We start from the raw sequence: 20,582 nt of genomic DNA, 5'->3' as shown, positions 1-20,582 counted from the left end.
GGGTCGCACCCACGCCGAGAGACGCCGCTCAGGCGCGCCGGGGCGCGGCTCGGTCCGCTGCGTCACTTCTTCTCGTCGTTGTCCTTGGACGCCTGCGCGTCGAACGCCTGCGTGGGGGTTCCGGCGTCGTCCGTGGCCGATGCGCCCGGCTGCGGGGCCTGCGGCTGAGGCGCCGCCGGCGGCTGCTGCGGAATGTGCTGCGTCGGCTGTTGCGCCTGGTAGGCCTGGAACTGCCCGTATCCGGCGGTGGGCTGCTGCTGGTAGCCCTGGGGTGCCTGCGGCGTGGGCTGGCCGTAGCCGGGCATCTGCTGCGGGTAGCCCTGCGGGGCGCCGTAGCCCTGGGGTGCGCCGTAACCCTGCTGTCCGGTCTGCGGGTTGTATCCCTGCGGATGGCCGTAGGCGGCCGGGTGGACGTGGGTGCGCGACGGCCGCGGCTGCGGCATCTTGACGATGCCCGCGCCGAACAGGAAGACGGCGACCGCGATGACCGCCTGGATGAACGAGAGGATCAGGATCGCGATGCCGCCGCCGGCGAGGCTGCCGCCGCCGGGAAGGCTCAGCAGGAAGACGAAGGACACGAGGAAGCCCACGACCGACGCGACCGCCGCCGGAGCCCTGTGCTCCTGCTTGGGCAGCAGCGACAGCCCGGCGAGCAGACCACCGGTGAGCAGGAAGGCCAGCGGGAGCGCACCGCCGCTCTCGAAAGCGTCCTGCGTGAACGAGAACCCGAAGCCGACGGTCGTCGAATTCTCGACGTACGGCGCGAACCCGAGCAGGAAGTTCACGATGCCGAGCGCGGCCACGGCCAGTCCGAGGTAGTACGACAGGCCCTTCTCCTCCGTCCCGGTCGACGCCTGCGAAGGCTGCCCGTAGGACCCTCCGTCGGTGTAAGTCATGTCTGCTCCTCGTCGGTGAAACGCAACCCCATGAACGCTACCCCCAATATCGCGTCAGGCGTCACCGATGCAGCGCCGGGTGATCATGCCCCGACGACCCGTCCGGACCCCAGTGCTTCGAGGAGCGCAGCGTGGTCGCGGGCGTTCCGATCGGCGTAGGCGCGGGCGAAGGCGGTGATGGCCTCGTCGAAGCCGGTGCCCGAACCCAGATAGGCGGCGATCGCGACCCGATCGCCGGAGCGGGCGTGGGCCTGCGCGAGCACCCGCCCGCACAATCGGCCGTAGATTTCCGCGCCGTTCGGGGTCGCCCCCTCGATCGACACCGACGCCTTGGCGTCCCGCAGTTGACGCACGTAGTAGTCGCGGCGCACGCCGTCGTATCCCGCTCCCTGCTGCCAGCCCAGGAAGATGTCGCTCGCCGCCTGCATCACCCGCTGCCCCTCGACCACCCGCTGCCCCTCGCTCGGATACGACGGACCGTCGAGGTAACGCGCAAGCACGGACTGCTGCGCCTCCTTCGCCTGCAGGAACAGCGGATCGTCGTCGTCGAGTCCCCGCAACAGCAGGATCCAGGCCCGGGTACCGACGCTGCCGACGCCGACGACCTTCCGCGCGGCCTGAACGAACTCGTACTGCCCCAACGGGATCCGGCGGTCGCTCTGCAGCGTGCCGCCGTACTCGTGGAGCCGGGCGCGCAGTTCGCGATACAGCCCGTCTGCATCCGCGTCGGCGAACACCTCCTCGATCGGCACGATCAACGGCGGACGGCTGACGATCCGACGCCTCCCGTCCACCACCGTCGTCAGCTTCCCCAGCGCTTGGACGCTGTCGGAGTGCCAGGACTTCTCGACCAGTTTCCGGCTGCTCTTGCGGGTCGCGGATGTGAGTTCGTCGCGCAGCTGCACCAATTCGCTCGTCGGTTCGATGTGCGAGTACCAGACCGCCAGGTTGCCGAGTCCGGCCTGCCGGACCATGGTCTCCCGGTACTCGGCGACACACGCGCGGGTGATGCGCGAACGGCGCTTCTCCCCGAACCCCAGTTGTCGGGACGCGACCTCGAGACTCGCGACCAACCGTTTGACGTCCCATTCGAAGGGCCCGGGGTAGGTCTCGTCGAAGTCGTTGAGGTCGAACGCGAGCCGCCGCTCCGGTGTGGCGAAGATGCCGAAATTGCCGAGGTGCGCGTCCCCGCACAACTGGACGCGGAGGCCCGTGTCGGGAGTGCGCGAGAGATCGTCGGCCATGACGATGGCCGCACCGCGCAGAAATGCGAACGGCGCCACGGCCATTCGGCTGTACCGGACGGGCACGAGGTCGGGAACCCGAGTCCGGGCCTGCTCCTCGAGCAGACCGATCGGATTGCGCTCCGCGCCGGGGCCGATGTCGACGAGTGCCTCGAAGGGCACACGGCGACGTGCGTCCTCTCCGCGGCGCGCGCGGTCCGTCCTGGTGGGGAAATCGACGACGTCGGTCATGGCGCTTCACCTCTGCTCGGTCGGAACCGACCCCATTGTCTCCCCACGGAACGGTCGGGGCGGGAGAAAAGGGAAGATGAATCATGCCCTTCACGCTGCCTGCAGGTTTCGCCATCGCCGTGGAGACCGAGGTCAAGCATTCACGGTTCATCGCGGCGCTGCGGCGCGTCGACTCCCCGGCCGACGCGCAGAGCTTCGTCGACGACGAGCGCCGCCTGTACCCCGACGCCCGGCACCACTGCTGGGCGTTCGTCACCGGCAACGAACCCACCGACCGGGCCGAGCGGTCCAGCGACGACGGCGAACCCGGCGGAACCGCCGGCGTCCCGATGCTGCAGGTGCTACGCACGCGGGAACTCGTCGACGTCGCGGTGGTCGTCACCCGCTACTTCGGCGGCATCAAGCTCGGCGCGGGCGGACTGGTGCGCGCGTACTCCGGGGCGGTAGCGGCAGTTGTCGACGCAGCCACCTCCGAGGCGCGCTTCCTCAGCCGCGAACGCCTCGAACTGTCGGCGCTCGACGTCGGACACGACACCGCGGGCCGGATCGAGGCCGAACTGCGCGGGCGCGGGATCACCGTCGTCGACACCGCGTACGGCGCCGAGGTCACCTTCACCCTGGCGACGAAGGATCCCGACCGACTGGCCGCCGTCGTCGCGGAACTGACCGCGGGCACCGGCGAACTCGCACCGGCAGGTGTCCGGTGGGTGGACGTGTGAAACGCGAAGAACGCGGAACGGCGCCCGCAACCGGACGAAATGTCCTGGCTGCGAACGCCGTTCGCAAGATCGCCGAGCGAGCGCAGTGAGCGCCCGCCACGCAGCGGATCAGAGGTTCTTCAGGATCTCCCGAGCGAGAGCCGCGGTCTCGGACGGCGTCTTGCCGACCTTGACGCCGGCAGCCTCGAGGGCGTCCTTCTTGGCCTGCGCGGTGCCCGAGGAACCGGAGACGATGGCGCCGGCGTGGCCCATGGTCTTGCCCTCGGGAGCGGTGAAGCCCGCCACGTAGCCGACGACCGGCTTGGTGACGTTCGCCTTGATGTAGTCCGCGGCACGCTCCTCGGCGTCTCCACCGATCTCACCGATCATCACGATCAGCTTGGTCTCGGGATCCTTCTCGAACGCCTCGATGGCGTCGATGTGGGTGGTGCCGATGACCGGGTCGCCGCCGATGCCGATGGCAGTCGAGAAGCCGTACTCACGCAGCTCGAACATCATCTGGTAGGTCAGGGTGCCCGACTTGGAGACCAGGCCGACCGGGCCCTTGCCCGCGATGTTCGCCGGGGTGATGCCGACGAGGGCCTCCTCCGGGGTGATGATGCCCGGGCAGTTCGGGCCGATGATCCGGGTCTTGTTGCCCTTCTCCACGTTGTAGGCCCACGCGTAAGCGGAGTCCTGCACCGGGATGCCCTCGGTGATGACCACGAGCAGCGGGATCTCCGCGTCGATGGCCTCGACGATGGCGTCCTTGGAGAAGGCCGGGGGAACGAACGCGATCGAGACGTCCGCGCCGGTCTCCTTCATGGCCTCGGCGACGGTCGCGAAGACCGGCAGCTCAACGGCGTTGCCGTCCTTGTCGGTGTGCGAGACCGTGGTGCCGGCCTTGCGAGCGTTGACGCCACCGACGACCTGGGTGCCGGCCTTCAGCATCAGCGCGGTGTGCTTGGTGCCCTCGCCGCCGGTGATGCCCTGGACGATGACCTTGGAGTCCTTGGTCAGGAAGATAGCCATTGTTGTGTGTGTCCCTTACTTCGCTGCGAAGGCGAGCTCGGCAGCCTTGTCGGCAGCCTCGTCCATGGTTGCGACGACCGTGACCAGCGGGTGGTTGGCCTCGGCGAGGATGCGACGACCCTCTTCGACGTTGTTACCGTCCAGGCGCACGACGAGCGGCTTGTTGGCCTCGTCGCCCAGGGTCTGCAGCGCGCCGACGATGCCGTTGGCAACGGCGTCACACGCGGTGATGCCACCGAAGACGTTGACGAAGACGCTCTTGACCTGCGCGTCGTTCAGGATGACGTCCAGGCCGGCAGCCATGACGGCAGCCGAGGCGCCGCCACCGATGTCGAGGAAGTTGGCGGGCTTGACGTTGCCGTGCTTCTCGCCCGCGTAGGCGACGACGTCCAGGGTCGACATGACCAGGCCGGCGCCGTTACCGATGATTCCGACCTCGCCGTCGAGCTTGACGTAGTTGAGGTCGTTCTCCTTGGCCTTGAGCTCGAGCGGATCGGTGGCGTCACGATCCTCGAATGCCTCGTGGCCGGGCTGACGGAACGCAGCGTTCTCGTCCAGCGTCACCTTGCCGTCGAGGGCCAGGATCTGGTCGTCGGGCGTACGGACGAGCGGGTTGACCTCGACCAGGAGAGCGTCTTCCTTGATGAAGACCTCCCACAGCTTCTGGATCGTGTTGGCCGCGGCGTCGAGCACCTCGGCGGGCAGCTTGCCGGCCTCGGCGATGCTGCGCGCGAACGCGAGGTCGACACCCTTGACGGCGTCAACGGGGATCTTCGCGAGAGCGTCGGGGTTCTCCTCGGCGGTGACCTCGATCTCGACGCCACCCTCGACCGAGCACATGGCCAGGTAGGTGCGGTTGGTGCGGTCGAGCAGGAAGGAGATGTAGTACTCCTCAGCGATGTCGCTCGCCTCTGCGACCAGCAACTTCTTGACGACGTGACCCTTGATGTCCAGGCCCAGGATCGCCTCGGCGTTCGCCTGCGCGGCGTCCGCGTCGGGCGAGTACTTCACGCCACCGGCCTTGCCGCGGCCGCCGACCTTGACCTGCGCCTTGACCATGACCGGCTTGCCGATTTCCTCCGCGATCTCGCGGGCACCGGCGACAGTGTCGGTAACACGGCCGGCCGACGTCGGCACGTCATGCTTGGCGAAGAGTTCCTTCGCCTGGTATTCGAAGAGATCCATCTGCTCACCGTCTCGTCTGCGTTGACGCCCGCTCAGGGGTAGGAGCGGGTCCGTGTCGGACTTTAACTAGTTCAATCAATCGACTATCGCCCGCCCACATGCTATGTGGCATATGTCACGCGACGACAGCCGTCGATGCACGCCTCACCGACGGTCGCGTCGCCCGACGAGCGTCGCGCTCACCGCGAGGAGCACTACCGCAAGGATTGCAGGTGCGACGCCGGGGCCGACGACCGGATCGGTCAGACGCCCTGCCGCGAGCGGCCACGAGAGCACGTGCAGCAGTACGACCACGGCCGCGCCCGCGAGGAGCACGGCCCCGCGCGACGCCCGCGCACCCATCGCGACCAGCACCGCGACGACGATCGCGGCCACGGACAGCACCTGCCCCCACGCGTCCCAGCCCCACGGCAGCCGACCGAGCGCGGCGGCGGTGCCGTCGCTGCCGCGATACAGCGGCAGCGCGTACCCGAGCACTGTCGCGACCGCAGCGGCGGCCCCGACGATCAGGACCGGTTGCGGCGGGTCGCTCGGCTCCGACGTATCGATGTCGTCACGCTCGGCCGCGCCGGCGATTCCGGCCAGGACGCCTGCGCCGACCGCCAAGACGACCGCGATCCCCATGACGACGCTTCCGGCGCCGAGTTTCACGCCGGGGATCTGCACCGCGGACAGGGCGGTCTGCGCGACTGCCGCAGCCGCGGCGACCACCCCCACCCACATGATCGCGAGGGCGGGCCGGAACAACACGGAGAACTCCGACATCAGCAGCCACACGCTCGTGATCGCCAGCAACACTCCGGCGACGAGCACCACCCGGGTGGCGGGCACGCTCGGTTCCGGCAGACCCGCAGGTACGGAGAGCACTGGCAGCAGCGCACCGAGGCACGCGAGCGCTCCGGCGGCGATACCTGTGGCACCGGCCGCGGCGTGCCATCGCAACATCCGGTCGCGGGCCGCGGCCGTATTCCCCCATGCGTCGGGGCGCGGACGCTCGGGCTCCGCAGCGGGCGCCGCGGCGCGTCGTTCGCGGCGCCCGGCGACGACCGGAATCGCCGCCGCGCTCGCCGCCAGCAGCACCGCGCCCAGGGCGCCGCACACGGTGGCCGTACCGGGTGCGAGGCGATCGTCCGCCAGGCCGGCGGCCAGACGACCGGCGATCGGACCGAACGCGGCCAGCGCCGCGCCCCCGACGACGCCGGCCGCGACGCCGACATCCACCGACGCCAACGCCGAGGCCACCGCGATCAGTACCGCGATCGCGACGACGCCGCAGCCGATCGCAGTGGGCGCGTCGGACGCGATCGCGGCCCGCACGACGAGCACCGGATCGCTCGATGTGAACGGGCGCGCCAGGAGGGAAACCACGATCGCGGCAGCCGCTGCGAGTGCGATCGCGACCAGTCCGGCTCCCACGCGCGCCCCCACCGGGCGGCCGTCGGCATCCGGATCGGGCGACGAACCGTAACCATCTGTGTGCGAGGCACGCTGGACGACGACGAGCCCGAGGATGCCGGCCACCACCGTGCAGGCGTGCCCCGCGAGGATCAGCGCGGCACCGGGCCCGGTCGCGATCGCGGCCGCCGTCAGCGGGCGGAACAGTTCGAGCCGGTTGGCGTCGATCGGGTCGGTCCACAGCTGCGCATCCATCACGCACAGCCCGACCGACACGAGGCCGGCTCCCGCGAGAGCCGCACCACCGGCCGGCGACCGCCGGGCGGTGAGGACCGCGGCGACGACGGGAACGGCGAGCGCGACGATCACCGTCACGACACCGGCCGCACCGACAGCCGGAATCCGCGTGCCGTCGACGGCGGAGCTGGCGACGACACCGAGCGCCCCTGCGGCGACGGCGAGCGCGCCGACGGCAGCGAGCACCACGGCCGCGATCGGCAGCAGCCCGGGCGCGCCGCCACCCCGCCGCGCCGACGTCTCCGTTGCCGTTCCTCCGGAGGGTTCGATCACTTCGGGAGCCGCGCGCAACTCGGTTGGTGAATCCACCCGCGTGACGCTAGCCCGTGCGGGCCCGCGCGTCGGACGAACGGAGCGATATACGGGATGTAACGCCGCGGGGGCATCCCGATATATGAACGAGACCATTTGGGATGTTCGACATCCGCCCAGCTCACGCTGTGACGCCAGTCACATCTCCCGTTTCGTCCGGTCTTACGGGTTGCTCCCCTGCAACCGTTTCGTTACCGTCGCCAGGGTCTAAGTCACAGGCAGGTCACGGGCAGGAGGACGGAAGGGCACATGCGCCACCGCACTCAGTTCAGCGCCAGCCGCTTTGTGAATCAACACGCTGACCCGGAAGCCACAGCGTTCCCGGCGGCGGCAGATCACGAGTTCGAGCATTGCAATCCAGCAGCGGAGCCGTCTCCGGTCAGGCTGCTGGAACGGGCGGACGGCGTCACAACCAGCTATCCGACGCCCTCGGTGGTTCGTCACACCGAGGCGGAAAGTTCTGAGATTCGTAACGCCATGTTCCACATTTCCAAACCTCGATGCACCCACGAGGCCGACACCGAAGACGAGCGGCCGACCGAGATCTTCACCCCCGCGACAACGACCGATCCGACGGCCGACATCGTCGCCCCGCGACGCGGTGGTCAGCACCGCCTCCCCGCTCCTCCCTCCGCCCTCAAGGGCCGCGCCGCCGTCATCGCGGTCGCCGCCGGCGCAGTCGTCGCCGCAGGCCAGGCAGCCGCCAACGGCGCCGCCCACGATTCCGACCACTCCGAGGTCGAGCTCACCGCTTCCGACTCCGTCGCCGCCACCGCCGTTCCGCAGGCCGCCCAGTTCAGCGACATCGGACAGACGTCCTCCTCCGACAGCGCGGCACCGCAGGTGCTCGCAGTCGCGAGCCCCACCGACCTGGGCCAGTTCTCGAATCTGCTCGCCAAGGGCCAGCGCTTCAGCGAGGAGCGCGCCGCCCGTGAGGCCGCCGCCCGCCGCCCGCTGTTCATGCTGCCCGCCAAGGGCGTCTACACGTCGTCGTTCGGCACCCGGTGGGGCGTGCTGCACGCCGGCGTCGACATCGCAAATGCCATCGGCACCCCGATCTATGCGGTGGCCGACGGCGAGGTCATCAGCTCCGGCCCGGCCTCCGGCTTCGGCATGTGGGTCCGCCTCCAGCACGCCGACGGCACCATCACCGTGTACGGCCACATCAACGAGACCCTCGTGACGGTCGGCCAGAAGGTCATGGCCGGCGACCAGATCGCCACGATGGGCAACCGGGGCGAGTCCACGGGCCCGCACCTCCACTTCGAGGTCCACCTCGCCGGTGAGAACAAGATCGACCCGCTCCCCTGGCTGGCGAGCCGTGGCATCAGCCTCGGCGTCGAGCAGCCCTGACGCTCGATCCCACGATCACGACAAAAAGCCTGCGGGCCACGCGAAATCGCGTGGCCCGCAGGCTTTTCGGTCGTCTGCGTCAGAGCTTGACCATCGGCACGCCGCCGATCAACATCAACCGCACCTTGCCGGCGGACCCGAAGTCGATCGTGACCGTTGCGGTGGGTCCGCTGCCCTTCGTCTCGAGGACCTTGCCGAGGCCGTACTTGTCGTGACTGACCCGGTCGCCGACCGCGAGCACCAGGTTGTTGTTGCGTCCGCGCGGAGCCCCGAAGCTGGGCGACGAACCGGCACCCCGTCCGCCCCCGCCGAATCCCGAACCACCGAACCCTGAACCGCCGTAACCCGATCCGCCGTAACCCTGGCCGCGCGGACGGCCACCACCGATGGCGCCACCCCCGCCCAGGACACCCGGATCCTCGCGGCGCCAGTTGACCAGATCCGCCGGGATCTCCTGCAGGAAGCGCGATTCCGGGTTGGTGACCGGCTGTCCCCACGCGGATCGAACGATCGCGCGGGTGACGTAGAGGCGGCGCCGCGCGCGCGTGATGCCGACGTAGGCGAGGCGACGCTCCTCCGACAACTCGGCGGGATCCCCCAGCGCCCGCATGTGCGGGAACTGTCCGTCCTCCCACCCGGTGACGAACACGACCGGGAACTCGAGCCCCTTCGCGGTGTGCAGCGTCATGAGCGTGACGACACCTTCGCCGGCGTCGGGCACCTGATCGGAATCCGCGACCAGCGACACGCGCTCGAGGAAGGCCGCCAGCGACCCCGGGTCGGGCAGGCCCTCGTCGTCCACGACGTCGTCGGGAGCGGCGTTCTCCGCGGCGAACGCGGCAGCGTTGCGCGCATCGGAGCTGAATTCCCTTGCAACGCTCACCAGTTCGTTGAGGTTGTCGAGCCTCGCGCCGTCCTGCGGGTCGCTGCTCGCCTCCAACTCGCGCCGGTACCCGGTGCGGTCGAGGACGGCCTCGATGATCTCGCCGATATCGGTGAGGTCGTTTCCGTCGGCATCCGTGGATGCCATCAGCGTGCGCAGCCCGTCGAGCAGTTCGAGGAACGACGCGATCGCCTTCTGGGACCGGGTGTTCAGCAGTGGCACGACGCCCTCGGCGCCGGCGCGCAGCGCCTGCGCGAACCCGATGCCCTTCTGCTCGGCGTACACCGACACACACGCCTCGGCGCGGTCACCGATGCCGCGGCGCGGGGTGTTGAGGATGCGGCGCAGGCTCACCGCATCGTCGTCGTTGGCGAGCACACGCAGGTACGCGACGATGTCGCGCACCTCCTTGCGCTCGTAGAACCGCGTGCCACCGACCACCTTGTACGGAATACCGAGGCGGATGAAGATCTCCTCGAGCGCGCGCGAGGAGTTGTTGGTCCGGTAGAAGACGGCGACGTCGCCGAACTTGGCGTCGCCGGCGTCGACCAGGCGGTCGATCTCCGACGCGACGAACTGCGCCTCGTCGTGCTCGTTGTCGGCAACGTAGCCGGTGATCAGTTCGCCCTCGCCCGAGTCCGTCCACAGCCGCTTCTCACGCCGTCCGGTGTTGCGGGAGATCACGGAGTTGGCGGCCGACAGGATGGTCTGCGTCGACCGGTAGTTCTGCTCGAGCAGGATCGTCCGGGCGTCCGGGTAGTCCCGCTCGAACTCCTCGATGTTGCGGATCGTCGCGCCGCGGAACGCGTAGATCGACTGGTCGGCGTCACCGACGACGCACAGCTCGGACGGCGGGACGGCGTGCGGGTCATCGCTCTGCTCGCCCACGAGTTCGCGCACCAGCACGTACTGGGCGTGGTTGGTGTCCTGGTACTCGTCGACGAGGACGTGCCGGAACCGGCGACGGTAGTACTCGGCGACCTGCGGGTGCTGCTGCAGCAGCGACACCGTCTCGCCGATCAGGTCGTCGAAGTCGAACGCGTTCGCCGCCCGCAGGCGCTGCTGGTAGTGCGCGTACACCCGGGCGACGAGCTTGTCGAGATCGTTGGCGTCGTCGGCCGCGGCCGTCGCCTCCGCCTCGGCGGGGTCGATCAGTTCGTTCTTCAGATTCGAGATCTTGGTCGCCAGCAGTCGCGCCGAGTAGCGCTTGGTGTCGAGCTCCAGGTCCTTGGAGATCATCGTCAGCAGGCGGCGCGAGTCGTCGGCGTCGTAGATCGAGAAGTTCGAGTTCAGACCGGGCAGCAGCGCGGACTGGGCGCGCAGGATCCGCACACAGCTCGAGTGGAACGTCGACACCCACATGCTGTTGGCCCGCGGGCCGACCAGCTGGGCGACGCGCTCACGCATCTCCGCGGCGGCCTTGTTGGTGAACGTGATCGCGAGGATCTGGCCGGGCATCACGTCCCGCTCGCCCAGCAGGTACGCGATCCGCCGGGTGAGGACGGCGGTCTTGCCGGAGCCCGCTCCCGCGACGATGAGCAGCGGGGATCCCGCGTGCAGGACGGCCTCCCGCTGCTGCGGATTGAGCCCTTCGAGCAGGGCCCCGGTACGGGAGCCCGCCGGGCCGTGGGCAGCGCCTGCGGCACCGATCGTGGAACCGGAAATTGTGTTCATCGTCTATCCACGCTACCGGCGAAGTCCGACACTTCGGCAGCGGCCCGATGGCCTCGGCGGTGAAGGTAGTCACCTCTGCTTGGGTTGCACTCCTTTGCGTGGCAAACTGGAGCAATGATCATTGCCGCACAGGGAGAGCCGGGTGCTCGATGGCGCTCTTCCCGTGAGCACTGGCGATTTCCCAGCAGGTACCGACCTACGGTGCCTGCGGCCTGATCCCCCGCACGCCCCGAGGTCCACACCGGATCCCGGGGCGTTCTTGTGAGCTGGACCCGGATTCGTAACGACTCGAGGGAACCGGACGAACCTACGTTCCGACACGAGGAGAAGATTATGAGCAGTCCGACCACCACACCTTCATCCGAGTCACCCCTGCCCGCGAGCGAGGCCGAGATCGCCGAACTCCGCAAGGAGATCGACCGCCTCGACGCGGAGATCCTCGCCGCCGTCAAGCGTCGCAGCGAGGTGTCGCAGATCATCGGCCGCACCCGGATGGCATCCGGCGGCCCGCGACTGGTCCACAGCCGCGAGATGAAGGTCCTCGAGCGCTTCAGCGAGCTCGGCCAGGAGGGGCACACCCTCGCCATGCTGTTGCTGCGCCTCGGTCGCGGACGCCTGGGGCACTAGAGACCCCGGGAGCACCGCACTCCACGCGTCGAACTTCCCACGAGAACCGCCCGGTCATCCGACCGGGCGGTTCTCGTCGCTCGGGGTCACTCGCGCCCGCGGATCAGGTGAGGGCGATGTACTTGGTCTCGAGGTACTCGGCAATGCCCTCGCTGCCGCCCTCGCGCCCGAAGCCGGAGGCCTTGACGCCGCCGAAGGGTGCCGCCGTGTCGGAGATGACACCCCGGTTCACACCGACCATGCCGCTCTCCAGAGCGTCGGAGACCCGCAACGCCCGGTCCAGGTCGCGGGTGTAGATGTACGCAGCCAGACCGAACTCGGTGTCGTTGGCAGCGTCGATCCCCTCCTCCTCGGTGTCGAATCCGGCGATCGCGGCGACCGGCCCGAAAACCTCCTCGCGCAGGATCCGCGCCGACGCGGGCACGTCGGCGAGCACCGTCGCGGGATAGAACCAGCCCGGCCCGCCCGGTGCCTCGCCGCCGAGCAGCACCCGCGCACCGGCACGGACGGCGTCGTCGACCAGTTCGGTGACGGTGGCGAGCTGGTCGGCGTTGATCAGCGGGCCGAGCGTCGTGGCGGGGTCGATTCCGGGGCCCAGCTTCGACGCTGCCATGCGTTCGGTGAGCTTGGCGGTGAACTCCTCCCGGACTGCGTTCGCGACATGGAAACGGTTCGCCGCGGTGCACGCCTCGCCGCCGTTTCGGAGCTTTGCGGCAAGGGCTCCAGCGACTGCGCTATCTACGTCAGCGTCGTCGAACACGACGAACGGCGCGTTGCCACCGAGCTCCATCGACGTGCGCAGCAGCCCGGCGGCCGACTTCTCCACCAGCAGCCGCCCGACGGCGGTGGACCCGGTGAACGTGAGCTTCCGCAGGCGAGGATCGGCGAGCAGCGGTTCGGTGACCGCGCTCGACCGCGACGTCGGCAGCACCGACAGCACCCCCTGCGGCAGTCCCGCCTCGACGAACAGCTCGGCGAGCGCGAGCATCGTCAGCGGCGTCTCCGACGCGGGTTTGACGATCATCGTGCACCCGGCGGCCAGCGCCGGGCCGATCTTGCGGGTGCCCATCGCGAGCGGAAAGTTCCACGGCGTGATGGCCAGGCACGGACCGACGGGCTGTTTGCTGACGAGGATCCGCCCGTTGCCGGCGGGCGCGGACTGGTACCGGCCCCCCATCCGGACCGCCTCCTCGGCGAACCAGCGGAAGAACTCGGCGCCGTACTTCACCTCGGCGCGGCTCTCGGGCAGGGCCTTGCCCATCTCCAGGGTCATCAGCTGGGCGAACGTCTCGGCCCGCGTGGTGATCTTCTCGAACACCGCGCGCAGCAACTCGGCGCGGTCGCGGGGCGGCGTCGCGGCCCAGTCCGACTGCGCGGCGGCGGCCGCGTCGAGCGCCTTCACCGCGTCGGCGGGGCTGGCGTCGGCGACCTCGGTGAGGACCTCGCCGGTGGCGGGATCGTGGACGGGAAAGGTGGCGCCGTTCTCGGCGTCGACCGGGGTTCCCCCGATCCAGAGTTTGGTAGGAACGGCACGAATCAATTCGGCTGGGTTCATATGGTCCATCATGCGCCGACTCGTCGTTCGACGAGAGCCCCTCGAACCCGTTCGACGAGAGTCGCCCCGCTCGGCGGCGGGAGTGCCGATAAGCTGCTGATCATGAGCACAGACATCACCGGGACCGCAGCCTGGAAGAACCTGGATGCGCATCATCGAGTGATCGAATCTGCCCATCTACGAGACTTGTTCGCGAGCGATCCCCAGCGTGGCACCGAGCTGATGGTCTCCGCGGGCGACCTGTACATCGATTACAGCAAGCACCGCGTGACTCGCGAAACCCTGTCCATGCTCGTCGATCTGGCGCGTGCCGCCCGGGTCGAGCAGCGCCGCGACGACATGTTCGCGGGCGCTCACATCAACACGTCCGAGGATCGGGCGGTGCTGCACACCGCGCTGCGCCTGCCCGCCGACACCGAGCTGGTGGTCGACGGCCAGGACGTCGTCGCCGACGTGCATTCGGTGCTGCGACGCATGGGCGATTTCACCGACCGCCTGCGGTCCGGCCAGTGGCGCGGTGCCACCGGCGAGCGGATCCGCACGGTGGTCAACATCGGCATCGGCGGCTCCGACCTGGGGCCGGTCATGGTGTGCGGCGCGCTGCGCCACTACGCCGACGCCGGCATCTCGGCCCGATTCGTCTCGAACGTCGACCCGGCGGATCTGGTGGGGACGCTGGCCGACCTGGATCCGGCCACGACGTTGTTCGTCGTCGCGTCCAAGACGTTCTCGACGCTCGAGACGCTCACCAACGCGTCGGCCGCACGCCGTTGGCTGGTCGACGAACTCGGCGAGGAGGCGGTACCCAAGCACTTCGTCGCGGTCTCCACGCACGCGCAGCGGGTGGCCGATTTCGGGATCGACACCGACAACATGTTCGGCTTCTGGGACTGGGTCGGCGGCCGGTACTCGGTGGATTCGGCGATCGGCCTGGCGGTGATGGCCGTGATCGGCAAGGAGCGGTTCGCCGAGTTCCTGAGCGGCTTCCATGCGATCGACGAGCACTTCCGGACTGCGCCGCTCGAGCAGAACGCGCCGGTGCTGCTCGGCCTGATCGGGGTCTGGTACTCGAGCTTCTTCGACGCGGAATCCCGTGCCGTACTTCCGTATTCGAACGACCTCGCGCGGTTCGCGGCCTACCTGCAGCAGCTGACGATGGAGTCCAACGGCAAGTCGGTGCGCGCCGACGGCTCCCCCGTCACCACCAAGACCGGCGAGATCTTCTGGGGCGAGCCCGGCACCAACGGTCAGCACGCGTTCTACCAACTGCTGCACCAGGGCACCCGTCTGGTGCCGGCCGACTTCATCGGCTTCGCCGAGCCCACCGACGACCTGCCGACCGCGGACGGCACCGGCAGCATGCACGACCTGCTCATGAGCAACCTGTTCGCGCAAACCAAGGTGCTCGCGTTCGGGAAGACGGCCGAGGAGATCGCGACAGAGGGAACGGCGCCGGAACTGGTGCCGCACAAGGTGATGCCGGGCAACCGCCCGTCGACCACGATCCTGGCCCCGCGGCTGACGCCGTCGACGATCGGCCAGCTCATCGCACTGTACGAGCACCAGGTGTTCGTGGCGGGTGTCATCTGGGGCATCGACTCGTTCGACCAGTGGGGCGTCGAACTCGGCAAGGCGCAGGCCCTCGAGCTCGGCCCCGTGTTGACGTCGACGGAAGCACCTCCGCAGCAAGACGATTCGTCGACCGACGCGCTGGTCCGTTGGTACCGGGCGGAGCGGGGCCGCGCCGTCTGACGCGCTATGCGGCGTGTGGGTGGCTCCACCCGCACGTCGTGTAGACCCGACCGAACCGGTCGACGAGCCGTGCGCCGAGTTCCTGCTGTTCCAGCCAGGCCACCGCGCCCACCCCGCGCTGGATCGACGCGGCCGCCGCGCCGTACGCCCACAGCGAGTCGTCGGCCATCACGGTCACCTGCTCCCACTCTCCGCTGACCGGATCGTGGCCGCCGTACGTCAGATCGGCGCCAACGGTCGCCATTGCGGTGCCCGTTCTCAGTTCCACCGCCCCGTCTCCCGGGACCGGCACCTGCCAGCCGCCGGCCGGGCAGTGTCCGGCGGTTGCGACGACCGAGCCGACGCGCACCAGCACGCCGCACTCGAGTTCGTGCGCGACCAGCGCGGCCGCCCGGTCCGCGCTGTCGGCCTTCGCGGTGTCGGCGATGTCGAACGAAACACCCCACGGCGCCAGGACGGTGGCGTCGTCGATCTGGACGTCGACGAACGTCGGTTCGGGGTGGATGGGCGGAACGCCGGCCGGCGATTCCTCGACCGCGAGTGGACTGACGGCGCCGTCGGTCATGCGGGCCACCCACAGCGCCGACCGCAGCAGCCCCGCCAGCCGGACGCTGACCCGCACCGGCAGCCCCTGGGCCAGGTTGAGAGCGTGGATTTCGGCGTTCCCGCGTTGAAGGCTGCACGCCGCCTCGGTTTCCGAGAGCACCGCCCCGACCAGAGCCACCGCGGGGCCCAGTGCGGCACCCTCGGTGACCTGCACCGCGATCTCCTCGTTCCAGGCGCTCCACTGCGTGTCGACCACCATTGCCGCGCTCCGTTGGCATCACCGATTGTGTTGCCCCCAGTATGCGCCTACGTCGCAAACCTCCTGATCAACGCAATGCGGGCGCGGCTCCGACGGCCGTGAGGGCGAACTGGACAAGGTCGTCGATCACGCCGGGCACGTCCTGCCCGGTCGCGAGTGGTCCGGCGAGGACCTCCGCGGTCGCGCCGACCAGCGAGGCCGCCACGAGCGGCACGTTCTGCGGCGCCAGTTCGCCGGCGGCGACACCGGCCGCGACGGCGGCGGCGAATGCGTCGGCGAACGTGCGCCGGAAAATCAACCGTTCGGCGTCGACGGCCGCGTCGACGGGCTCGGCCAGCAGTGTGTACGCGAGCTTCGGGTTCCGCATCGCGCGCCCGCCGAAGGTTTCGATCACCGCGGCGATCCGTTCGCCGGCCGACCGTCCGGGCCCCGCGGCGTCGTTGACCGCGTCCACCTCCCGGCTGACGATCTCCCGGAACACCGCCACGACGAGGTCCGACTTGCCGGAGAAGTGCGAGTAGACGGTTCCGGTCGCGACCTGCGCCCGGTTGGCGACGGCGGCGACCGTCAACCCCTGGTAGCCCGACTCGGACAGCACCGCGACGGCGGCCTCGAAGATTGCCTCACGCTGCGCGGCGAGACGAGCCTCGACTGCAGGGGTCCGACGGTAGGCCATGTGTGTAGTCAACCAGGGCGAGCGGCGAACTCGCGATTCGGTCCTGCCTCGAGGGCGAGCACGAGTAGCGTCGAACCATGCCGGTGCGCAGCGAACGATCCGGGCCCGTCACGACGATCGTGTTGTCCCGGCCCGAGGTGCGCAACGCAGTCGACGGGCCCACCGCCGCCGCTCTCGCAGACGCCTTCCGGGAGTTCGACGCCGATCCGGACGCCGCCGTGGCCGTCCTGTGGGGCGAGGGCGGCACGTTCTGCGCGGGGGCGGATCTGAAGGCGTTGGGCACCGACCGCTCCAATCATGTGACCCCGGACGGCGACGGACCGATGGGGCCGACCCGGATGCGGCTGTCGAAACCGGTGATCGCCGCCGTCGCCGGGCACGCGGTGGCGGGCGGGCTCGAATTGGCGATGTGGGCGGATCTCCGAATTGCGGAGTCCGACAGCATTTTCGGAGTGTACTGCCGGCGGTGGGGCGTGCCACTGATCGACGGCGGGACGGTGCGACTGCCGCGGATCATCGGGGCCGGCCGGGCGATGGACCTGGTGCTGACGGGCCGGGCGGTCGGCGCCGAGGAAGCCCTCGCGATCGGCCTGGTGAACCGCGTGGTGCCGACCGGGCAGGCGCGCGCGGCCGCGGAGGAACTGGCCGCCGAACTCGCCTGCTTCCCGCAGACATGCCTGCGCGAGGACCGGATGTCCCTGCTCGACCAGGAGGGCCTGGGCGAGGAGGAGGCACTGGCGTCGGAGTTCCGGCACGGCATGGTCGCGGTGACCGTCGACGCTCTCACAGGCGCTGCCCGATTCGCGGCCGGCGAGGGACGACACGGCCGATTCGACGAACCGTAGCCGCTGCGGACCGGAAAATACGGTCGGCGTCGCGGCCTTCGAACGGCTACCATGTGCTGACTTGCGCCGGACCTCTCACGAGGGAACCCGCACTCCGTTGGTCGCCGTGGGCGTACGCAGCGATGGGTCGGTCGATTCGATCACCGAGTCCCCGCTGCCCGTGACGTGCGAAGTCGAGTGAGGGCAGGTATCGCATGAGTACTGACGTGCAGGCCGGGCAACCGTCGCCGTGGCGGGGATCGGAGCATTTCGCATCCCACGACTGGGACTTCGACGGCGCGGAGTCGCTGCTCGAGGCGGCGTCGCGGATGACGGCGATCGCCGACGAATTGATGTCCGCACACTCCGCGGGATGGTGGTTGGTGGGCCCGATGTCCGACGGGCGTTTCCACGCACGTCGGCCTTCCCGACGGCAGCGGGCACGGACGACGACCGTGGGGGCGGAGAACGCCGGCGGCGCGGCCCCGCCGCTGCGCTGGCGCGCGCGCATCGTGGACGAGGTGCCGGCCTCGGACAGACCGCGACTCGAGTTCGGTTCCGCTGCCGCGACGCCGTGGCTGGCCGTGCACGACGGCGCGCTGCAGCAGATCGCGGGCCCGGCCCTGGACCACGGGGTGCTGACCGAATTGAACGCTCAGGTGGGTCCGGCGGAAACCGCCGGCCGCCGCTGGGCCGCCGCCCCGGCCCGCGTCGGGCCCGCCGTCGACCTGGTCGCCGAGGACAGCTTGCTGCGCAGTCATGCCGTGATCGACGGAGTCCTCGTCCGCACCGTCGAAACCCTCGGCTACCGGCACGCCGCCGACCGGGCGGCGAGCCTGCCCGACGTCGCGGCGGCCTATCGACGCCTGGCGCGCGCCGCGGCTGCCATGCACCACGCCGGTGGTCGCCTCGCCGCGGTCGACGACGGCTTCGTCGTCGTGGAGTATCCGGCGCCGTGAGCGACGGACACTCCCCCACCGCGGCGCTGTGCGCACCCGATCCGCTGGTCCGACGGCTTCGCGACGCGGGCTGCGTCTTCGCCGAGGACGAGGCAACCATCCTGCGACGGAGCGCGACGGATGCCGATCAACTCGAAAATCTCTGCGCACGACGCGTTTCCGGCGAGCCGCTCGAGCACGTCGTCGGGTGGGTCTCGTTCGGCCGACTCCGGCTCGATGTCGGGGCCGGTGTGTTCGTTCCTCGTCAGCGGTCGCTCCTGCTCGCGCGCATCACGGTCACCGCCGCGCGGGCCCGCCCCGCTCCGATCGTGTTGGAGGCCTTCGCCGGTGTCGCGCCCATCGCCGCGTCGGTGCGGCGGTCCGTCCCGCATGCCGAGGTGCATGCCGCCGAGGTCGACGCGGTCGCGGCCGGGTACGCCCGGCGGAACCTCGGCGCCGACGCCGGGGTGTACTGCGGCGCCGGGTTCACCGCGGTGGACGAGTCGTTGAGGGGGCGGGTCGACGTCGTCGCCGCCGTTCCGCCCTACGTGCCGACGACGGCGGCGGACCTCCTGCCCCGCGAGGCGCTCGAGCACGAACCGGCCGACGCACTGTTCGCGGGCGTCCTCGGGCTCGACCACATCCGGTGGCTGATCGACCAGTCACACGAATGGCTTGCCGAGGACGGCGTGGTGGTGATCGAGATGAACCGGAGCCAGTGCGCGACAGCGGCCGAGCACGCGAGCCGGGCGGGCTTCGGGGTCCGCCGGCACCACGGCGGCGACGGGCACACCGCCGTCCTGGCACTGCGGAACGGACAAGCGCACCAATCGGCGCAGAGCTGACGGTAACGTCCGGGCTCATGGACCGCTTGACCATGGTGGACGAGATCTTCCTGCGCCGGCATCACGGGTACGGCGTCCCGATCGTGATGCAGGGCGTGTGGCGCACGGCGGCCGTCGTGGACCCCGCGGTCCTCGAATCGGTGCACGCCGCCCTCACGCGGAGCGCCCTGGGGCGCCGCGTCGTTCGACCCCGGGTGCCCGGCGCGCGGCCCCGCTGGGAGGCGAGCACCGGCGCCCACCCGATCCGCTACGACCGGGACCCGGTCGACGACGTCGTGCGGTGGGCCGATGCGCGGGCCGACGTCGACGTCGACCCCGAGTTCGGCCCGGGTTGGGCGCTGTCCGCGGCCCCCGTCACCGGCGGTGGCACGGTGATCTCACTGGTGTGCTCGCACGTGGTCGCGGATGCCCGCGGACTCGCGTCGGCGGTGGACGCGGCACTCACCGGCCGGCCCCCGGCGCCCACCCCGCCGCGGTCCTCGGACGTCGGGGACGCGATCCGGACGGTCGGGACCGTGCTGATCGGCGGCGCTCGTGCGTCGCTGGGTCTCCTGTTCAGCGCCCGGCGGCGTCGCGAACTGCGCGAGTTCGTCGCCGCCAACCCCGGACCACGGCCGGAACGCACGCACGTCACGACCGGCACGTGCACGGCGATCGTCGACGTCGACGCGGCGCGGTGGGACGCGGCCGCGGCGGCCGAGGGCGGGACCGCGAACGGATTGTTCATCGCGGTGGTCACCGCGATCGCGGACGCGGCCGGTGTCCCGATGCCGCTGCACATCAGTGTGCCGGTCGACACCCGCGACTCCGACGGCGTGGACAACGCGATGGTCATCACCGAAGTGGTTGCGACACCGAGTGATTCGCTCGCCGACATCCGCCGCTCGAGCCGGGCCGCCTTCGCCGGCCGCCCGAAGGGCGCGCCGTCGGGCTTCCCCGAGGAAACCGCACAGATCCTTCCCGACCGGATCGCCGCCCACCTGACCGCCGGCGCCGGCGAACTCGACGCCCTCTGTTCGAACATCGGCCGGTTGCCGGACGCGCTCGCGTCGCTGGGACCGCACCGCGCTACCGGCGTCGCGACACGCGCGATGCATCCGGGGATCTCGCGCGCCCGCCCGGTGCGGACGACCACCCACCTGTCGGCCTACCTGTGCTCGCACGGCGGCACGTACACGCTGTCGCTGGTCGGGATCGACTCGGATCGCTTCGACAGCGGCGAGCGCCTGCGGGATCTCGCGGTGTCCGAACTCGCGGCGAGGGGCCTGACGGCACACTCGTGGTGACATGTGGCGCCACGATGGCGCCATCCTGACCAGCACCTTTCAAGAAGTGTCTTTCTATGGCATCAGTTTGGTGC

General features: G+C 70.0%; 17 protein-coding genes. 8 read left to right on the top strand and 9 right to left on the bottom strand.

Annotated features, from left to right (window positions below; translation table 11 throughout):
- Positions 1-62: 62 nt before the first annotated feature.
- Positions 63-896: a DUF5336 domain-containing protein gene (locus tag ACQ5DX_RS03690; RefSeq protein WP_430331331.1), complete on the bottom strand. Its 834-nt coding sequence runs from the start codon at positions 894-896 to the stop codon at positions 63-65.
- A gap of 83 nt (positions 897-979) precedes the next feature.
- Entirely contained in the window at positions 980-2,371 is a 1,392-nt protein-coding gene (locus ACQ5DX_RS03685; RefSeq protein WP_430331330.1) for a DUF2252 domain-containing protein, read from the bottom strand.
- Positions 2,372-2,454: 83 nt separating this feature from the next.
- Here ACQ5DX_RS03685 and ACQ5DX_RS03680 point away from each other — a divergent pair, with 83 nt between their 5' ends.
- The gene (locus tag ACQ5DX_RS03680; protein WP_430331329.1) at positions 2,455-3,090 is read left to right on the top strand and encodes an IMPACT family protein; all 636 of its coding nucleotides are present in this window, start codon (positions 2,455-2,457) and stop codon (positions 3,088-3,090) included.
- Between the two features lie 108 nt (positions 3,091-3,198).
- Here the strand turns inward: ACQ5DX_RS03680 and sucD are convergent, their stop codons facing one another.
- The 3 genes from sucD to ACQ5DX_RS03665 form a co-directional block, all read right to left on the bottom strand.
- Complete coding sequence (sucD, locus tag ACQ5DX_RS03675) at positions 3,199-4,101, bottom strand: succinate--CoA ligase subunit alpha (protein WP_430331328.1); 903 nt, start codon at positions 4,099-4,101, stop codon at positions 3,199-3,201.
- 15 nt (positions 4,102-4,116) lie between these two features.
- The gene (gene sucC / locus ACQ5DX_RS03670) at positions 4,117-5,286 is read right to left on the bottom strand and encodes an ADP-forming succinate--CoA ligase subunit beta (RefSeq protein WP_114718182.1); all 1,170 of its coding nucleotides are present in this window, start codon (positions 5,284-5,286) and stop codon (positions 4,117-4,119) included.
- A gap of 144 nt (positions 5,287-5,430) precedes the next feature.
- A complete protein-coding gene (locus tag ACQ5DX_RS03665) occupies positions 5,431-7,287 on the bottom strand; it encodes a hypothetical protein (protein WP_430331327.1) in 1,857 nt (618 codons plus the stop codon).
- 252 nt (positions 7,288-7,539) lie between these two features.
- Here ACQ5DX_RS03665 and ACQ5DX_RS03660 point away from each other — a divergent pair, with 252 nt between their 5' ends.
- Positions 7,540-8,643 carry a M23 family metallopeptidase gene (locus tag ACQ5DX_RS03660; RefSeq protein ID WP_430331326.1) on the top strand — a complete coding sequence of 368 codons (1,104 nt, stop codon included), beginning with the start codon at positions 7,540-7,542 and terminating at the stop codon, positions 8,641-8,643.
- 79 nt (positions 8,644-8,722) lie between these two features.
- Here ACQ5DX_RS03660 and pcrA read toward each other — a convergent pair whose 3' ends face one another.
- Entirely contained in the window at positions 8,723-11,200 is a 2,478-nt protein-coding gene (gene pcrA / locus ACQ5DX_RS03655) for a DNA helicase PcrA (RefSeq protein ID WP_430331325.1), read from the bottom strand.
- 333 nt (positions 11,201-11,533) lie between these two features.
- On the opposite strand from pcrA, the gene ACQ5DX_RS03650 reads away from it, so the two are divergent.
- Positions 11,534-11,827 carry a chorismate mutase gene (locus ACQ5DX_RS03650; RefSeq protein ID WP_430331324.1) on the top strand — a complete coding sequence of 98 codons (294 nt, stop codon included), beginning with the start codon at positions 11,534-11,536 and terminating at the stop codon, positions 11,825-11,827.
- Between the two features lie 103 nt (positions 11,828-11,930).
- On the opposite strand, the gene ACQ5DX_RS03645 is transcribed toward ACQ5DX_RS03650, so the two are convergent.
- Complete coding sequence (locus tag ACQ5DX_RS03645; protein WP_430331323.1) at positions 11,931-13,382, bottom strand: NAD-dependent succinate-semialdehyde dehydrogenase; 1,452 nt, start codon at positions 13,380-13,382, stop codon at positions 11,931-11,933.
- Between the two features lie 102 nt (positions 13,383-13,484).
- Between ACQ5DX_RS03645 and pgi the strand changes: the two genes are divergently transcribed.
- Positions 13,485-15,134: a glucose-6-phosphate isomerase gene (pgi, locus tag ACQ5DX_RS03640; protein WP_430331322.1), complete on the top strand. Its 1,650-nt coding sequence runs from the start codon at positions 13,485-13,487 to the stop codon at positions 15,132-15,134.
- A 4-nt stretch (positions 15,135-15,138) separates the two neighbouring features.
- On the opposite strand, the gene ACQ5DX_RS03635 is transcribed toward pgi, so the two are convergent.
- Positions 15,139-15,939 carry an FAD:protein FMN transferase gene (locus tag ACQ5DX_RS03635; protein ID WP_430331321.1) on the bottom strand — a complete coding sequence of 267 codons (801 nt, stop codon included), beginning with the start codon at positions 15,937-15,939 and terminating at the stop codon, positions 15,139-15,141.
- Between the two features lie 67 nt (positions 15,940-16,006).
- Entirely contained in the window at positions 16,007-16,615 is a 609-nt protein-coding gene (locus tag ACQ5DX_RS03630) for a TetR/AcrR family transcriptional regulator (protein ID WP_430331320.1), read from the bottom strand.
- Between the two features lie 77 nt (positions 16,616-16,692).
- Between ACQ5DX_RS03630 and ACQ5DX_RS03625 the strand changes: the two genes are divergently transcribed.
- The 4 genes from ACQ5DX_RS03625 (at position 16,693) to ACQ5DX_RS03610 (ending at position 20,508) form a co-directional block, all read left to right on the top strand.
- Positions 16,693-17,460 carry a crotonase/enoyl-CoA hydratase family protein gene (locus ACQ5DX_RS03625; protein ID WP_430331319.1) on the top strand — a complete coding sequence of 256 codons (768 nt, stop codon included), beginning with the start codon at positions 16,693-16,695 and terminating at the stop codon, positions 17,458-17,460.
- A gap of 194 nt (positions 17,461-17,654) precedes the next feature.
- On the top strand, positions 17,655-18,398 hold the full coding sequence (locus ACQ5DX_RS03620) for a hypothetical protein (protein ID WP_430331318.1): 744 nt from the start codon (positions 17,655-17,657) through the stop codon (positions 18,396-18,398).
- On the top strand, positions 18,395-19,222 hold the full coding sequence (locus tag ACQ5DX_RS03615) for a N5-glutamine methyltransferase family protein (protein ID WP_430331317.1): 828 nt from the start codon (positions 18,395-18,397) through the stop codon (positions 19,220-19,222). Before ACQ5DX_RS03620 ends, ACQ5DX_RS03615 begins: the two co-directional genes overlap by 4 nt.
- 17 nt (positions 19,223-19,239) lie before the next feature.
- Positions 19,240-20,508, top strand: coding sequence for a hypothetical protein (locus tag ACQ5DX_RS03610; RefSeq protein WP_430331316.1), 1,269 nt, complete (start codon positions 19,240-19,242; stop codon positions 20,506-20,508).
- The last annotated feature ends 74 nt before the right edge of the window (positions 20,509-20,582 follow it).

It is taken from the genome of Rhodococcus sp. ACT016 (assembly GCF_050477185.1).
Classification (GTDB): Bacteria; Actinomycetota; Actinomycetes; order Mycobacteriales; family Mycobacteriaceae; genus Prescottella.
Note: the sequence above shows the minus strand (reverse complement) of the source record. Positions and strands in the feature narration are given on the sequence as shown.

Bases quoted from the DNA above. Each gene is read 5' to 3' on its own strand.
- ACQ5DX_RS03690 (WP_430331331.1), bottom strand. From the start codon at position 896: ATGACTTACACCGACGGAGGGTCCTACGGGCAGCCTTCGCAGGCGTCG.
- ACQ5DX_RS03685 (WP_430331330.1), bottom strand. From the start codon at position 2,371: ATGACCGACGTCGTCGATTTCCCCACCAGGACGGACCGCGCGCGCCGC.
- ACQ5DX_RS03680 (WP_430331329.1), top strand. From the start codon at position 2,455: ATGCCCTTCACGCTGCCTGCAGGTTTCGCCATCGCCGTGGAGACCGAG.
- sucD (WP_430331328.1), bottom strand. From the start codon at position 4,101: ATGGCTATCTTCCTGACCAAGGACTCCAAGGTCATCGTCCAGGGCATC.
- sucC (WP_114718182.1), bottom strand. From the start codon at position 5,286: ATGGATCTCTTCGAATACCAGGCGAAGGAACTCTTCGCCAAGCATGAC.
- ACQ5DX_RS03660 (WP_430331326.1), top strand. From the start codon at position 7,540: ATGCGCCACCGCACTCAGTTCAGCGCCAGCCGCTTTGTGAATCAACAC.
- pcrA (WP_430331325.1), bottom strand. From the start codon at position 11,200: ATGAACACAATTTCCGGTTCCACGATCGGTGCCGCAGGCGCTGCCCAC.
- ACQ5DX_RS03650 (WP_430331324.1), top strand. From the start codon at position 11,534: ATGAGCAGTCCGACCACCACACCTTCATCCGAGTCACCCCTGCCCGCG.
- ACQ5DX_RS03645 (WP_430331323.1), bottom strand. From the start codon at position 13,382: ATGAACCCAGCCGAATTGATTCGTGCCGTTCCTACCAAACTCTGGATC.
- pgi (WP_430331322.1), top strand. From the start codon at position 13,485: ATGAGCACAGACATCACCGGGACCGCAGCCTGGAAGAACCTGGATGCG.
- ACQ5DX_RS03635 (WP_430331321.1), bottom strand. From the start codon at position 15,939: ATGGTGGTCGACACGCAGTGGAGCGCCTGGAACGAGGAGATCGCGGTG.
- ACQ5DX_RS03630 (WP_430331320.1), bottom strand. From the start codon at position 16,615: ATGGCCTACCGTCGGACCCCTGCAGTCGAGGCTCGTCTCGCCGCGCAG.
- ACQ5DX_RS03625 (WP_430331319.1), top strand. From the start codon at position 16,693: ATGCCGGTGCGCAGCGAACGATCCGGGCCCGTCACGACGATCGTGTTG.
- ACQ5DX_RS03620 (WP_430331318.1), top strand. From the start codon at position 17,655: ATGAGTACTGACGTGCAGGCCGGGCAACCGTCGCCGTGGCGGGGATCG.
- ACQ5DX_RS03610 (WP_430331316.1), top strand. From the start codon at position 19,240: ATGGACCGCTTGACCATGGTGGACGAGATCTTCCTGCGCCGGCATCAC.